This window comes from Bacillus sp. FSL W7-1360, assembly GCF_038592975.1.
GTDB classification, from domain to species: Bacteria; Bacillota; Bacilli; order Bacillales; family Bacillaceae_D; genus Shouchella; species Shouchella lonarensis.
The window spans coordinates 1,144,246-1,160,061 of sequence record NZ_CP151950.1; the positions used below are offsets into that span (position 1 = coordinate 1,144,246).

At 48.2% G+C, this 15,816-nt stretch carries 14 protein-coding genes; all 14 read right to left on the minus strand.

Annotated elements, in window-relative coordinates:
- Positions 1-136: 136 nt before the first annotated feature.
- Positions 137-1,360 (minus strand): AimR family lysis-lysogeny pheromone receptor, encoded by a 1,224-nt coding sequence (locus NSQ26_RS05645; protein ID WP_499719630.1) that lies wholly within the window; start codon positions 1,358-1,360, stop codon positions 137-139.
- A gap of 349 nt (positions 1,361-1,709) precedes the next feature.
- On the minus strand, positions 1,710-2,105 hold the full coding sequence (locus tag NSQ26_RS05650; protein WP_499719991.1) for a PaaI family thioesterase: 396 nt from the start codon (positions 2,103-2,105) through the stop codon (positions 1,710-1,712).
- A gap of 33 nt (positions 2,106-2,138) precedes the next feature.
- Positions 2,139-3,572: a dihydrolipoyl dehydrogenase family protein gene (locus tag NSQ26_RS05655; RefSeq protein ID WP_499719631.1), complete on the minus strand. Its 1,434-nt coding sequence runs from the start codon at positions 3,570-3,572 to the stop codon at positions 2,139-2,141.
- Positions 3,573-4,787 (minus strand): dihydrolipoamide acetyltransferase family protein, encoded by a 1,215-nt coding sequence (locus NSQ26_RS05660; RefSeq protein ID WP_499719632.1) that lies wholly within the window; start codon positions 4,785-4,787, stop codon positions 3,573-3,575.
- Between the two features lie 12 nt (positions 4,788-4,799).
- Positions 4,800-5,795, minus strand: a complete 996-nt coding sequence (locus NSQ26_RS05665; RefSeq protein WP_499719992.1) for an alpha-ketoacid dehydrogenase subunit beta — start codon at positions 5,793-5,795, stop codon at positions 4,800-4,802.
- Positions 5,795-6,856 (minus strand): pyruvate dehydrogenase (acetyl-transferring) E1 component subunit alpha, encoded by a 1,062-nt coding sequence (gene pdhA, locus NSQ26_RS05670; RefSeq protein ID WP_499719633.1) that lies wholly within the window; start codon positions 6,854-6,856, stop codon positions 5,795-5,797. Before pdhA ends, NSQ26_RS05665 begins: the two co-directional genes overlap by 1 nt.
- A 16-nt stretch (positions 6,857-6,872) precedes the next feature.
- On the minus strand, positions 6,873-8,012 hold the full coding sequence (locus NSQ26_RS05675; RefSeq protein ID WP_499719634.1) for a Leu/Phe/Val dehydrogenase: 1,140 nt from the start codon (positions 8,010-8,012) through the stop codon (positions 6,873-6,875).
- A gap of 12 nt (positions 8,013-8,024) precedes the next feature.
- Positions 8,025-9,377, minus strand: coding sequence for a sodium-dependent transporter (locus NSQ26_RS05680; protein WP_090774949.1), 1,353 nt, complete (start codon positions 9,375-9,377; stop codon positions 8,025-8,027).
- 78 nt (positions 9,378-9,455) lie between these two features.
- Positions 9,456-10,433, minus strand: a complete 978-nt coding sequence (locus NSQ26_RS05685; protein ID WP_090774948.1) for an NAD(P)H-dependent flavin oxidoreductase — start codon at positions 10,431-10,433, stop codon at positions 9,456-9,458.
- On the minus strand, positions 10,430-11,350 hold the full coding sequence (gene paaX, locus NSQ26_RS05690) for a phenylacetic acid degradation operon negative regulatory protein PaaX (RefSeq protein ID WP_499719636.1): 921 nt from the start codon (positions 11,348-11,350) through the stop codon (positions 10,430-10,432). The genes NSQ26_RS05685 and paaX overlap by 4 nt, the downstream gene beginning before the upstream one ends.
- A gap of 21 nt (positions 11,351-11,371) precedes the next feature.
- Positions 11,372-12,574, minus strand: coding sequence for an acetyl-CoA C-acyltransferase (locus NSQ26_RS05695; RefSeq protein WP_499719637.1), 1,203 nt, complete (start codon positions 12,572-12,574; stop codon positions 11,372-11,374).
- Positions 12,571-13,440 (minus strand): 3-hydroxyacyl-CoA dehydrogenase, encoded by an 870-nt coding sequence (locus tag NSQ26_RS05700; protein WP_499719639.1) that lies wholly within the window; start codon positions 13,438-13,440, stop codon positions 12,571-12,573. Before NSQ26_RS05700 ends, NSQ26_RS05695 begins: the two co-directional genes overlap by 4 nt.
- A gap of 62 nt (positions 13,441-13,502) precedes the next feature.
- Entirely contained in the window at positions 13,503-14,981 is a 1,479-nt protein-coding gene (locus NSQ26_RS05705; RefSeq protein ID WP_499719994.1) for an aldehyde dehydrogenase family protein, read from the minus strand.
- 61 nt (positions 14,982-15,042) lie between these two features.
- Complete coding sequence (locus tag NSQ26_RS05710) at positions 15,043-15,813, minus strand: enoyl-CoA hydratase/isomerase family protein (RefSeq protein WP_499719640.1); 771 nt, start codon at positions 15,811-15,813, stop codon at positions 15,043-15,045.
- Positions 15,814-15,816: the final 3 nt, after the last annotated feature.

Here is a 15,816-nt window from a genome sequence, read left to right on the forward strand (position 1 = left end):
TATGATTGAGGGTGAGGTAAATTGAGAGGATTCGGTTTAGAACCATCTAAAGACTCAACAGCACCCGCACTTTGCAAACCCATTGTTACAGTCAAGCAAACCGTCAACATAAAGGCATAAAAAAATCGTTTCATTATCAAATCACTCCTTTAAATTGAGATTGATCTAATTTCTTCACTTCTTGCTCAACAAGTGGAAGCATATTCATCCATTCTTCTTGTGCAAACCGACGCATCGCTTCGGCTAGCAAAGACGCACTTTTCATTGCTTTACCTTTATAAAAAACTAAAAACGGACTAGATAATCCCTCTCCTTCAAGCTCTTCAATGAGCTGCAACGCTTTTTCACAGTCACCACGAACGATATATTGGTGAATTTGTTCTCTTGGTTCTACTCCTTCAATGTCAAAGCGTTCACCATTCATATTCCATATAAATGGTAAATCCTCTGCCTGCAAACGCTCGCTGTACGCTTTCAACCCTGTTTCTTCGGCATAGAAAAGCGCGCGCTGAATATATTGCATGCTGAGCGGATCTACCGCTAACATCGTAGACTCAGGACTCACCGGTCGCAACAATGTCGCATATGAAAGCAAATGATAACAAAATGCCAGCATTGTCTCTGGTGTAGCACCATTAATAACAGATTGTATGACATGCTTCTCCGCTTCAGCCGGTTTTCCCTGACTGTACAACAAATCGTAAGCAATTTGAAATCCAGCTCGGCTCTCTGCTACTCTTTTCGAAAAACCATCTTTCACTTTTTCTAACTGCTTCAATACTCTTTCACCAAGGTATGCTGTTTTAGCATGATAACCTAACTCCAAATGTGCATATACCTCAAGCGCTTCCAACCGCACTTTCAATAGTGGAGACGTCACATGACCAACCAAGTCACGTGCTTGATCAATCGTTTCTTCATGTGTTATTCGCTCATTCAAAACATTCAGCAACAACCGATAAACAAGTGCCCATTCTTTCAATGAATCGCGGTCTTCTCCCCACTTAACAAGCTGTTCCAACAAATCAACTTGTCTATACTGAACAGCGTATTCAAAAGCATCTCGAATGTGATCGGATGATTGCAAGGCAAGCGAATATTCATTCATCAGTGATACGAGCCGATCAGAAGCAAATGTCCGTACCGCAAACATGACTTGTTCAAACGCGAGCACTGGCTGTCCATCTTTATCTCGGGCTAAAGCTAGATCGCGCATCACTTGGCCTGTCCACGCACTTTCTTCCTCCCATAATCCCATCTGCTGTAAATATATTTTCGTATCTTTACTAATTTGCTTCGGAACCATCCCTTTGCGGTATTGCGTAAAGTTCTCGCGCCATCGCTCTCGATATTTTTGCAAAATCCCCTCCACCTTTCGAACGAAATAACAGCTTTAAAGAACCTTTTTCGACGTGATGAGCGGAGATTCCTGCTAAGAGGTTGGCTTTTCGTGCGACATTTTCTGCTGCCTACATAATATGATTGGCGAAAAGTGTCGCAATTTGATGGATTGTTGTGGTTATAACCACTAAGTTCAACAAAACTTGTGATGTGGAGAGACGCACTGCCTTCATAACCCACTACGTTCAAATAAAACCTTCTTAACAAATCCCCCAACGCACCAATCTTTTTCACGCGGAGAAAATACGAGGTGCAACCTATTTGACAAAAATCCCTCCTGCTATAATGTCACTTTTCTGTGTATATCCTTATCCCATCTCCCTCACCATCACCGAAGAAGTCGCACTCGCAACAAGTTTATCTTTTTGCATCATCGTCGCGGTCAAGTAACAAACCGTCTTCCCGACTTTTTCAACTTTCGCTTCGACTGTTACTTCTCCTGGAAACACCGGGCGATGAAACGTGACATTTAAGTTTATGGAACCAAATGTTTGCGACGATGTAAGTAAAGAAGAGATCGCATACGCCATCGCAACATCAGCCGCCGAAGAGACGTAGCCGCCCATGACGACGCCGACGCCGTTGACAAACCGTTCATCTGGCTGCCACAATGCCCGCGCGCAGCCGTCGCTTGCGGTGACGACTTCAATTGCTAATGTATCGTCACACGCGGGTGGTTCTTTTCCTTCTAACACAACTTCCATTAAGCGATTTGCTGACACGTTGTTTGCTCCTTTCTATGTCGTCACTTGTTTTTTCGGACGCTTTTTCTTAGGTGGTTGATGGATCGTTTGATCGAGCCAGCCGTCTGCTGTTTCCATCACCACTTCTGCATAAGACGGGTGCGGGTAAAGTGGGAAACGAATGTCTTCATCACGCGCCACCATTTCCAGTCCGAGCGTGCCCATTGTAATAAGTTCAGCCGCGCCTTCCCCAATGACGTGCATCCCAAGTAGTTCATCTGTATCGGCATCCTTCACTAACGTGCAGTGCCCATCATTTGCATTCGATAATGTCGCATAGCCGTTGCTACGGAACGGAGTTGTACTGACGACCACTTCTCTTCCTGCTTGCGTCGCTTCTGCGGAAGTCCATCCGACGGTGGCCATTGGTGGGATTGTTCTATATACGCGTGGGATAAACGTTTCATCCCATTCCGTCGGTTGTTTCGCGATTTGTCCAGCAACGACTGTCGCCTGCTTAATCGCATTGGTCGCCAAATGTTCCGCGCCTTGGATAACGTCGCCAATCGCCCAAATGGATGGACTCGACGTTTTTAACGCTTGATCGACTTCAATGTAACCTCGTTCATCGATCGTGATTCCGAGTCGCTCGAGCCCTAAATTGTCCGTGTTTGCCCGCCACAAGTCCGCTTCATATAGCCGCGCTGCTTCAATTGTTGTGTGCTTACCGCCTTTTTCATACGTCAGTGTTATCCCACTAGACTGGGCATCGAGTGTGGCAATGGTGGCATCCTTCACGACACGCATGCCGGCTTTTTTCGCCGCGCGCCATAGTTCTTTTTCCAAAGAATCTTCCAACGAGAGCGGTGTTTCCACAAACAACGTCACTTCGCTCCCGAGCGCTTGGTAGCTAAACGCTGCTTCAAGGGCAATCACATCTTGGCCGATTACAATGAGTGATGATGGAACCTCTTTTTGCATAAACAGCGTATGGGCGGTGAACGCTACATCAGCCAGTGCTTCTGTCACGTTGTCTGGTCGCTGTCCGGTCGCAATGATCGCCTGCTTGAAACGATACACGTCAAATTGGTGCCCGTTTGTCACGCCAACACGATCTTCTGCTAAAAAGCTTGCTTCTCCGGTGACGACTTCAATTTTTTGCGCTTGACATAACTGTGACACACCTTCACGCAAACGGGTCATCACGGTCTCTCGATGTGCAGCCAAATTTGCAAATTGGTACGGCTCTTGTGGGGCTGGTATACCTAAATGGGTTTGCTGCTGCGCTTTTTGCCACATATGAGCGGCGTGGGCGTATATTTTTGATGGGATACAACCTTTGTTTAAACACACTCCACCGAGCTGTTCTTTTTCGATGAGTGTCACCTCTAAGCCAAGTTGTGCCGCGCGAATCGCGGCATGGTACCCACCGGGACCGCCACCAATGATGATGAGTTCACGCTCTTGTACCATTTCACCAACAACCATTTATACCAACTCCAATGCAAGTATCGTTGGGTCTTCTAATAGCGCCACCCAGCGATTGGTGAACGCGACGGCCGTTGCCCCATCAGCAACCCGATGATCAAATGAAAGTGACATCGTCATCACGTCACCAATCGTAATTTCATCATTTGCGGTCACAATCGGGCGTCGTTTCGTTTTATGGATGGCCATGAGCGCAGTTTGTGGTGCATTAATGATCGGCGTTGCGCCGATACCACCAAGTGGACCGACGTTGCTCACTGTAAATGTACCTCCTTGTAATTGTGCTGCTGAAAGTTCGTTGTCTTGCGCTTTTTTCGTTAGCACCTTCATTTCTTGATCAATTTCAAGGAGAGACTTTTGTTCTACGTGTTTTAACACGGGCACAATCAAGCCTTCTTTTGCTTCTGTCGCTAACCCAATATGACAATACTCATGAAGCCGGATTTCTCCCTGTTCTTCATCTAGCTCCGCGTTGAAGATCGGGAAATCGCGTAATGCGAGGGCGAGCGTTTTGACAAAGTAGGCACTGAGTGAAAAAGTGCGTCCTGCTTCTTTGCATTGCTTACGCCATGCGATGAGCGCCGTGACATCCGCCTCTTCAAAATGGGTCACATGCGGGATCGTGTAAATGGACTCGGTCATTTTTTTAGCAATTTGCTTGCGCCGGCCAGTGAACGGCATTGTTGTTGTGGACGTTTGCGGTGACACAGGTGCGGGTACAATTTTCTCTACCGCTGGCGTTTTTTCAGGTGCTGATTGCTGCTGTACAAAAGCGTACACATCTTCATCGAGCACCCGCCCGCCTGGACCCGTTCCGACCACGTCGGTGATGTCTATGCCATGTTCTCGGGCAATTTTCCGTGTATACGGCGCCGCCTGGACCCGATGTAATGAGCGCGCTGGCGCTTTTGTTTCAACTTTTGGCGGAGCTTCTGCGACTGCGACCGCTGAGTGAGAAATTTCAGGTGGACGCGTCGCCCCTTCGCTTTCTAACACAATGAGTGTTGTCCCAACCGCAATCGTCTCTCCGGGCTGGGCTTCAATCGCTTTTACCGTTCCAGCTTGCGGGGCGGCAATTTCTGCGGCGACTTTATCGGTTTGCACTTCAACGAGCGGCTGGTCCATGTCCACTTCGTCACCAACTTTGACAAAATATTGTAGAATTTCCCCTTCGGACATGCCTTCGCCAATATCATGTAGCTTCACTTCGATCATCGCTTTCACCTCCTAAAATGTCATCACCCGGGCAATGGCTCTCTCCACCCGTTCTGGAGTGGGCAAATAATGATCTTCGAGTGCAAATAATGGTGGTGGCACATCGAAGCCAGTCACGCGTTCAATCGGGGCTTTCATATATAAAAATGACGTGTCATTGATGAGTGAGATCAAATCATTCCCAAACCCACCTGTCGCATGTGCTTCGTGAACAATGACGACGCGCCCGGTTTTTTGCACGGATTCGGCGATGCAGTCGCGATCCAGCGGAAACAGCGTGCGTAAGTCAATCACATCACAAGAAACGCCTTCTTTTGCTGCTACCTTCGCTGCATGTTCCGCAACTGGGACCATCGCCCCCCACGCGAGCAATGTCACGTCATCTCCTTCTACGATCGTTTTCGCTTTACCGATTTCAATGCGATAACCTTCGTCTGGGACGGGCGCTTTTGTGCTTCGATACAAGCGCATTGATTCTAAAAATAATACCGGATCTTGATCTTCAATCGCGGCAATAAGCAATCCTTTTGCATCTGCTGGGTGCGACGGGCAAATGACTTTAATCCCCGGCATATGCGTAAATAACGCTTCGGTACTGTCAGAATGAATTTCCGGTGCACGAATGCCGGCCCCGTATGGTGCGCGAATAACCATCGGCACGTGATAATGCCCCATCGTCCGCATCCGAATCCGGGTCACATGGCTCATAATTTGCTCAAAAGCTGGGTAAATAAAGCCGAGAAATTGCATTTCTGCGACCGGTTTTGTGCCGCTTACAGCCATGCCGACTGCGCTGCCGATAATACCCGATTCACTGAGAGGCGTGTCAATGACACGGTCTTCCCCAAAAGTCGCTTGCAAACCTTCTGTCGCGCGAAACACACCGCCATTTTTTCCAATATCTTCGCCTAGTAAAATGACATCCTCATCTGTTTCTAGTTTATACGCGAGCGCCTCGGTGACCGCTTGCACGAGATTGAGTGAGGATACCCCCTTTTCTGTTTGAATCATCGACTCGCTCCTTTCAACTCAGCCATGTACTTCTCTTTTTGTTCTGTGATCGGCCACACCGGTGTCGCGAACACATGATCAAATAAATCATTGACATTTGCTGGTGGCGTGCCTTCCATCGCCGCAACGGCTTCATTAATTTCTGTTGCTGATGATTTTTCAATCTCCGTTTTCTTCTCGTCTGTCAACACGCCGGACTTGCGCATATACCGCTCTAACCGCACGAGCGGATCATTGTTTTTTCTATAAAACTCGCTCTTTTCTTGATCACGATAACGCGTCGGGTCATCCGCCGTCGTATGAGCGCCAAACCGCCAGGTGACCGCTTCTATGAGCGTCGGGCCGTCTCCTGCCCGTGCTCGCGTAAGCGCTTCTCTCACCGCATGGTGCACCGCAAACACATCGTTACCATCAACCCGGACTCCAGGTATCCCATAAGCAACAGATTTTTGCGCAATCGTCTCAGAATTCATCTGTTTTTCAATCGGAACGGAAATAGCAAATTGATTATTTTGGCAAAAGAACACCGCAGGGACTTGAAAAACGCTGGCAAAGTTTAATCCTTCATGGAAGTCACCTTCTGATGTCGCGCCATCACCAAAGTATGCAATGACTGCTTGCTTACTTTTTTTCCGCTTTAACGACATCGCCACACCTGCTGCATGGGGGAGTTGTGTAGCAATTGGCACGGCAGCTGGGAAAATGTGTTTCTCCTCAGGCGGTACACACCCTTCCAGGCGGCCATTCCAATATAAAAATGTTCGCATCATATCTGCACCAAACGTCAGCATTGCGCCGTGGTCTCGGTATGTTGGAAACAGCCAGTCCGTATCCTCTAACGCAAGTGCACTGCCAACTTGCGCTGCTTCTTGTCCTTCAAACATCGCATACGTGCCGAGTCGTCCTTGTCGTTGTAACATCACCGCTTTCCGGTCAAATGAGCGAATGCGCACCATATTGCGGTAACATGCCATCGTGAACTTTTCTGACGGGCGCTCCAGTGCGGCAATCCACTCTCCTTCTTTATCAATGCATTGATATAACGGAAACTCTGTCATCCTTCTATCACTCCTTTTAAAAATCCCACTTGGGACGCACACGTGGACTAAAAAAGCTGTTTCTTCTCATTCTCTCTTGCAACCGTCGCTCACATATCCGGTCCGCAGCAACATGCGTCGTCACTTTTTCTGACTTTGCTGTTTGCAAAACCTCTAATACTGAATGGTAAATGTCTGCCACTTTCATCATGACACGGTCGGCATTGCCGCCATACAATTCGTCGGCCACTTGAATTAAACCGCCGCTATTGACGATGTAATCGGGCGCATAAATAATGCCGCGCTGGTCAAGCATGACGCTATGATGTTCTTTCTCTAATTGATTGTTGGCCGCTCCCACGACTGCACGTACTTTTAACTTTGCAATCGAATCGTCGTTTAAAATACCACCCCGTGCACACGGGACAAATACATCCGCACCAACCGTATAAATATCATCACCATAGGCGACATGTACCGTTCTTCCTAGCGCCTGTGAATACGCTTTCACTTCTGTGATGGCAGCTTCTTCTGGATCCGACACATATAGATCGCATCCTGCTTCAAGCAACTGATAAGCTACTTTTAAACCAACTTTTCCAAGCCCTTGTATCGCATAGGTGTAACCAGCCAGCGTATCATCGCCATACATAAACTGATTGACCGCCCGCAAACTATTTAAAACACCAGCCGCAGTTGGAATAGACGTATCTCCGTTCCCACCGTACTCTTTCGGCTTTCCAGCAATGCAGTGTGTTTCTTTCAAACAATGAACGAAGTCATCAAGCGTTGTCCCCATATCCGTCCCCGTATAAAAGCGGCCTTGTAATGACTCAACAAATTGACCAAATGCACGAAACAAATCTGGTGACTTGTCTTTTTTCGGGTCACCAATAATCACCGCTTTCCCACCACCAAAATCGACATCGACAGCAGCACATTTTTTCGTCATCCCGCGCGACAAGCGCAACACATCATCTAGCGCCGCTTCCGTAGAAGGGTACGGATACATCCGACACCCTCCTAAAGCAGGCCCTAACGTTGTATTATGGATGGCGATGATTGCCCGTAACCCGCTTGCGCGATCATTGCAAAACACCACTTGTTCATGCTCTGACATTTCGGCAAACACATCCCACGAAGCGGTTTCCATTGACGGACTCAATTCCATCTTCATCATCCTTTGCGATTAAAATAGTAAGTCGAACACACCAATGACACTTAGAAAAACAAGCACGATTGCAATTGGCACGACATATTTAAGCAATAGCAACCAACAGATAAATAGCTTTTTGCCAAAATACTTTCCTTTGATCAACTCATCCATTAAAACTTGACGAGACATTTTTAGTGGTACAAACACGGCGATTAATAGTACACCAATTGGCAACAAAATATTGCTTACTAGAAAAGCCACCGCCCCAAAGATGTTCTTGTCAAAAATTAAGACGTCTTTCCAAACGCCAAAGGAAAGTGCCGATGGTACGCCAACAAGAAAAATGAGTAAACCCACAGTCCATGTGACTTTGCTACGCTTACGATCATCTCCATTCGATCGTACAGCAACAATAATTTCTAACATAGAGAACGCCGATGTTAACGCAGCAAACAAAAACAAGATCAAGAAAATCAACAAAAAGAACATTCCGAATGGTAACTGGTCAAATACAGCTGGTAAGGTTACAAATAATAAAGTCTCACCTTGTGCCGGATCCATACCGACCGAAAATACGGCTGGAAATATCGCTAATCCCGCAAGTAGCGCTACGAAAAAATTCATTCCAACAATGGACAAGCCTGATTGAACAAGGTTTGCCTTTTTATCTAAGTACGAGCTATAGGTGACCATGACCGATGTTCCCACACTAAGCATAAAAAACGATTGCCCCATCGCAAAAAGGATCACTTCCGGTGTAATGGAAGAAAAATTAGGTTGTAAGAAAAATGCGACGCCCTCCATCGCGCCCTCTAGTGTGAGCGAGCGAATGACAATCACTAAAAATAATACAAATAATCCTGGCATGAGCCATACACTCGCCCGTTCAATGCCTTTTTGCACCCCGCGAGAGATGACAAACATGACAAGGACCATAAACAATAAGTGTGCACCAACCATCACAACAGGGTTTTCAATCGTTTTAGCAAATAACGGACCATATTCTTCTGTTCCGAGATGAACAAGTGCGCCCGTTGCGGTTTTCCAAATGTAAATAAGAATCCAGCCACCTACAACACTGTAAAAAGATAATAAAAGAAAACATGTGACCATACCAAGTTTCCCAATCAAATACCATGGTTTGCTTGGCGCAATCTCCCGGTACGACTCAACCGCATTTTTTTGCGTACTCCGCCCGATCACAAACTCGCCAATGAGAAGCGGTAATGCAACTAAAAGAGTAAAGAAAATAAAGATGAGAAAAAAAGCGCCACCACCACTTACCCCAGTGACATATGGGAACTGCCAAATTGCACCTAACCCGACTGCAGAGCCTGCAGCTGCTAAAATAAAACCTAGTTTCGAAGACCATTGTTGACGTCCCATATCCATTCCCCCATTCGAGTAAATGTAACTATATTACCACATAATCACACACTCCGCGCCAATAATCTGCAACTTTTTTTATTGAGGGTGTCTTTTTTGATCACACATTTCAGTGAGCACTGCTTTTGCCTCACTCATTTGCGCAATGGCCTCGTTCATCATTGTCGTGAATAACACTGAAACTGACGGCATTTCGGAAATTAAACCGGCCACTTGTCCACTGTTCATGAAGCCGCGTTGCTCATCTCCTTCAAGGGTTCCTTTTACATGAGCCACTTCTGATGTCATTTCCACATACTCTTCTATAGAGAGGGTGGATTCTAAACGGTGAATATTTTCACTATACGTCCCTTTTAACACGCGACGCACTTGACCGAAATGCCGTCCAATCACAATCGTTTCTTCATCTCCCGCCTCGATAATGCGTTGTTTATAGCGATCATGATACGGGGCTTCCTTTGTCGCGATCAACCTCGTTCCCATTTGCACACCAGACGCACCAAGTGACAATGCGGCCGCAAGCCCGCGCCCATCAGCAATGCCCCCAGCAGCGACAACCGGAATGTTGACACGGCTTGCGATTTGCGGAATTAACGTAAATGTCGTCAGTTCCTTAGGCGAATTAATGCCTGCCGCCTCGAATCCTTCTGCGACGAGCACATCTGCGCCACTTGCTTCAGCACGCAGTGCATGGCGGACGGTCGCAACAACACACATGACCTTTATGCCAGCGGCTTTTAACCGCGCCATATACGATGCTGGGTTTCCAGCAGACAACGAAACAACAGGGATTCGCGCACGAATGACAAGATCAATGAGTGCGGGAACATCTTGTTTCATATTGAGAGCGATATTGACTGCGAATGGGCGTGCTGTCCGGGTGCGGGTCTCTTCAATCAACTTCGCTACTTCTTCCGGTGACCGTGTACCGCAACCAATCGTACCGAGTCCGCCCGCTTCGGAAACGGCTGCGACAAGTGCTGGATGACTAATGTTTCCCATTCCTCCTTGGATGAGTGGGTACTGTATGTTTAATATGTTACAAAGCTGCCTCACTGTTTCCTCTCCTCCTTTCCACTCCATTCACGTGCTTCACGGGCAATGAGCGGATGATCGCGTGCATCATACGTCGTTGTTTTCCGCGCCAAATCATTGTCCTCTGCAAAAATGCTTTCAAAAAATTGACTCGCGGGTACCGCTAATAATTCATAGTACCGACGAAATAGCTGCATTGCTTCATGTCCTTGCCACCTCGGGGGACGTAATTGTTGTGGTAACCCAGGATCAATGAACAAAAACTTGCGGTACTCATGGACAAGCTTCGTGCGGGCAACGAAACAAGCAGCGGCGTCGAGCTTTCCGGTACCGAGCGCTTGCTCGTGTTGACGAAACAATACACCATACCCGTCCATAAATTGCATATACTTTTCATTAATTGTCGCCAAGGGCCAGCTTTGCGCTACCAACGCTTCATTCGTCCTTGTACCTTTGTAAACCGCTTCAAAGTAGTCGACCTCATGGGCAATCTCATATTTTTCAATGAGTGCATCGACTTGCTCATCTAAGCAATGCGGAGAAATAAAACAGCCGCTCGCAAACTGACCGAAGCCACTCCAAAGCAATTCTTGTTTTAATGTCTCGCGCACTTGTCGCGCGCTCGTTGGGATTTGGTGCATGAACAAACGCCATTTTCCATCCCACTCATATTGCTCAAATTTGAAAATCCGCTTTGCTGCTTCATCAATGCGCGCCACACCACGAGGGGTCAATGAATAATAGCTTTTGGTGCCGTCTTTGTTAGACTTGAGCCAGCCTTGTTTCACCATCCGTGAAATTGCGACACGTACCGCTTGCTCATGATGACCAAATTGTTGCAACAACCGAATAAGACTACCGATCCAAATTTGATTCCCGTAATGACGAATGTAATCGCCGTAAATCGTAAAAATTAACGCCCGCGTGTTCGTTTCCATTTATCGCCTCTCTCTTCTTAGTTACTTCATCCGTTCGACAATTACCGCAATGCCTTGCCCAACACCGATACACATCGTTGCGAGTCCATATTGCGCGTCTCTTCGCTCAAGTTCATGCACCAACGTCGTTAAAATTCGCGCCCCACTTGCACCGAGTGGGTGACCAAGGGCAATCGCACCACCGTTCACGTTCACGCGCGCTTCATCCAAACCGAGTGAGCGAATGCATGCCAATGCTTGCGCGGCAAAAGCTTCATTTAACTCGACCACATCCAACTGCGCAATTGTTAAATTGGCGCGTTTGAGTGCTTTTTGTGTTGCCTCAATCGGTCCAATCCCCATGAAACGAGGCGCGACACCAGCTACGGCACTAGCCACAAATCGCGCAATTGGCTTCATCCCGAGGGCAGCCGCTTTGTCTGCTGTCATCAACAGTAGTGCACTTGCGCCATCATTAATGCCGGAAGCATTGCCAGCTGTGATTGTTCCCTCTGAGAAAAGTGGTTTCAGCCGTGCCAACGTCTCAACGGTTGTTTCTGGACGTGGGTGTTCATCGACTGTGACTGTCTCTACATTTCCTTTCGGGTCTTTTGCGACTACGGGCACCATTTCTCGCGCAAACGTCTGTTGGGCCATTGCTTGTTTCGTTCGTGCTTGGCTTTGCGCAGCAAATTGGTCTTGCTCCGCGCGCGAGATTTTATAACGGTTCGCGACATTTTCAGCCGTTTGTGCCATCGAGTCCGCACCATACATTGCTGCCAAGCGCTCATTCGTAAATCGCCAGCCAATGGTCGTATCTTGCAATGTCATTTCTCCACGAGAAAAGGCCGTCTCCGCTTTTCCAAGTACATACGGCGCGCGCGTCATGCTTTCCACGCCGCCAGCAATCATCACATCCGCTTCTCCGCAAGCAAGCGCACGCGCTGCATAGATGACCGCGTCTAACCCTGAACCGCATAAACGATTGATCGTACTCCCACCGACTGACACCGGTAACCCCGCCAGTAGTGCTGCCATTCGGGCGACATTGCGATTGTCTTCACCGGCTTGATTGGCATTCCCAAGAATGACTTCTTCCACCTCATCTGCTGGCACGCTCTCATTGCGTTCCATCAAAGCTGCAATAACTTGTGCGGCGAGATCATCTGGGCGCACGTATTTTAATGCGCCTTTATAGCGTCCAATTGGGGTGCGCACCGCATCGACAATGACGACCTCTCTCATTTCGTCACGCCCTCACTTGATGTTGTATAGTCGTAAACACCGCGCCCCGTTTTCCGGCCGAGTCGCCCTGCTTGCACATATTTTTCTAGCAATGGCGCTGGGCGATATTTTTCACCAAGCTTTTCATGCAAGTACCGTAAATTATTTAAGCGTACATCTAAGCCAACGAGATCAACGAGTTCAAATGGCCCCATCGGGTAATGCAATCCCAGTTTGATCGCTTGATCGATCTCTTCCGCCGTGCCAATGCCTTCTTGCAACATATGAAAGGCTTCATTGCCGACAAGTGCGCTCATTCGGCTCGTCACAAACCCGGGGAAGTCTTGAATCGTCACGGTCTTCTTGCCCATTGCATGGGCGATACGCGTCATCGCCTGAACCGTTTCCTCGCTCGTTTCTAGTCCTTTCACCATTTCCACGAGGGGCATTTTATGAACCGGATTGAAAAAATGCATCGCCATCGTTTGCGCCGGCCGATCACCGTAAGCGGCGATCTCCGTCGGACTCATCGTTGACGTATTTGTCGCAAACAAACATGTAGGCGGGGCATATTGCGACAGTGTTTCAAACACTGCTTTCTTTATGGCCGCCCGCTCAGGCACCGCTTCAATTACCAAGTCCGCTGTCCCCACTGCTTGCTGTAAAGAATGCGCATACGTCAGGCGCTGTTTGGCAGTGCGAGCTTGTTCTTCCGTAAGCTTTTGACGCGTGAGCGCTTGCGCAAATAATTGTTTCATCTCTTCTTCGGCACTTTTTAACGCTGCGTCGTTAATATCAACTAACGTAACAGAAAAGTGGTGCGTTGCTGCGACATACGCAATCCCTCTGCCCATCACACCTGCACCGACAACGACAATATGTTCCATCTCTTTTCGCTCCTTACATGCAAAGTCAGTTGACAAAAGAGGGGGGGTGTCCCCCTCTTCATTTAAATGCCAAACGGATTCAGTGGGCGCTTGCCGTAGTAAGATAAAATGCTTTTTGTCTCCGTATACAAATCAAGGGTCTCGATACAAAGTTCGCGTCCAAATCCAGACTGTTTATAGCCACCAAATGGTGTGCCTGGGAACGCTGAGAACGGGCAATTCACCATGACAATGCCAGCTTCAATCGCGTCTGCGACCCGCTTTGTCCGTGCGTCGTTTGTCGACCAAATCGCTGAACCGAGGCCATAAGCAGTGTCATTTGCCAGCTTGATTGCTTCTTTTTCATCTTTAAAAGTGGACACGACAACGACAGGACCAAAGATTTCTTCTTTCACAACATCCATCTCTTGCGAAACCCCTGTTAATATTGTCGGCTCATACCAGCAACCACCTTCAAAGCCTGGCACCACGGCGCGTTTTCCACCAGTGACCACTTGCGCACCTTGTTTGATCGCTGACTGAACGTATGCATCAATCGTTTCACATTGTGCTTCGTCAATGATCGCACCGATATGGGTCCCTTTATCAAATGGATCGCCGAGCTTTAACTGTTTCGCTTTTTCCACAAACCGAGCCATAAACTCTTCATAAATGTCTTCGTGCACGTATAAACGTGACCGCGCTTCACACGATTGACCGGTGTTATAAAAAATACCGAACAATGAACCATCCACCGCAGCTTCCATGTCGGCATCTTCAAACACAAGATTTGGCGATTTGCCGCCTAATTCAAGCGTTACACGCTTCAATGTTTTCGCCGCCATCTCCATAATGTGCTTGCCGACTTCGGTTGAGCCGGTAAACGCAACTTTATTGACGTCTTCATGGGCAACCATATATTCGCCGACTTCGCGCCCTGCACCAGGGACGATGTTCACGACCCCTGCAGGCACACCAGCTTCTGTGCATATTTCTCCTAAAATTAACGCTGTCAAAGGCGTCAAACTTGCCGGCTTCACGACAATGGAACAACCTGCCGCAATGGCCGGGGCAATTTTCCACGACGCCATCATAAGTGGGTAATTCCACGGAATGATTTGCGCACAAACGCCGATTGGCTCTTTTTCCGTGTAATTGTGGAATTGTCCCGGGACATTGTTCACCGTCCCGCGGTGGCCAACGATCGCACCCGCGTAAAACTCAAAGTTTTCAATTGCCTGATGCACTTGGCCTTGCGCTGCCGATAGTGCTTTCCCGGTATCTAACATTTCTAGCTCAACAAGTTGCGCGAACCGCTCGCGCATGAGATCAGCAATTTTATGCATCACTTTCGCGCGCCGGCCGACGGGATACTTTTTCCACTTGCCATTTTCAAACGCGTCACGTGCAGCGGCAATCGCACGGTCGACATCGACAGTCGATGCTTTCGCCACTTCGGCAACCACTTCCCCTGTTGCAGGGTTGACAGTCGTCATTGTCTCGCCCCGCTCACTACTTACCATTTCACCGTTGATGAATAATCCGTAAAAATCACGTTTCATTTCTTTTGCTTGCGCTGTCACTTCTGTTTGGTGCGCCACTTCAACATTCCTCCTTTTTCATTCACTTCCCTTTAAACTGCGGCGTGCGCTTGTCCACAAACGCGCACATCCCTTCTGTTTGGTCCTCTGAAGCAAATAATGCATAAAAATTTTTGCGCTCATAGCCCATGCCCTCTCGCAGTGGCACATCGACCGCATAATTGACTGCGTCTTTGATCATCCGTAAAGACAGCGGCGGCTTTGCTGCGAGTGTCGTCGCGTACTTGTGTGCTTCTGATTCAAGCGCCTCAGGATGGACGACATCTATGACAATGCCGCACGCTTTTGCCTCCTCTACTGCCATCCGTTCACCTGTTAATAGCCAGCGGAGTGCCCTTGTGCGTCCAATCAACTTTGTTAACCGTTGCGTCCCGCCAGCCCCGGGCATGACACCTAGGTTCACTTCCGGAAAGGCGAAGGTCGTGCCCTCTGCAGCGATGAGTAAGTCACAACAGAGCGCAAGTTCGAAGCCCCCACCGAACACATAACCGTGTACCGCACCGATCAATGGTTTTTTTAACGATGCGAACTGATCCCAATCCGCAAATTGATTGAGCAACTCAAGCGAGACCGGCGTCTCACTCACCATTTCATCAATGTCGGCGCCCGCTGAAAACGCGCGTCCTTTCCCGGTTAACATGAGCACACGCACCTCGTCATCACGGTCGTACATTGTGAGTGCGGAGACAATCTCTTTTACCATCGCCCGATTCAGCGCGTTAAATTGATTTGGACGGTTCAGCTCAATGCGCGCAACCCCGTCTGTCACCGATGTGTCAATATAATCGTACATGCG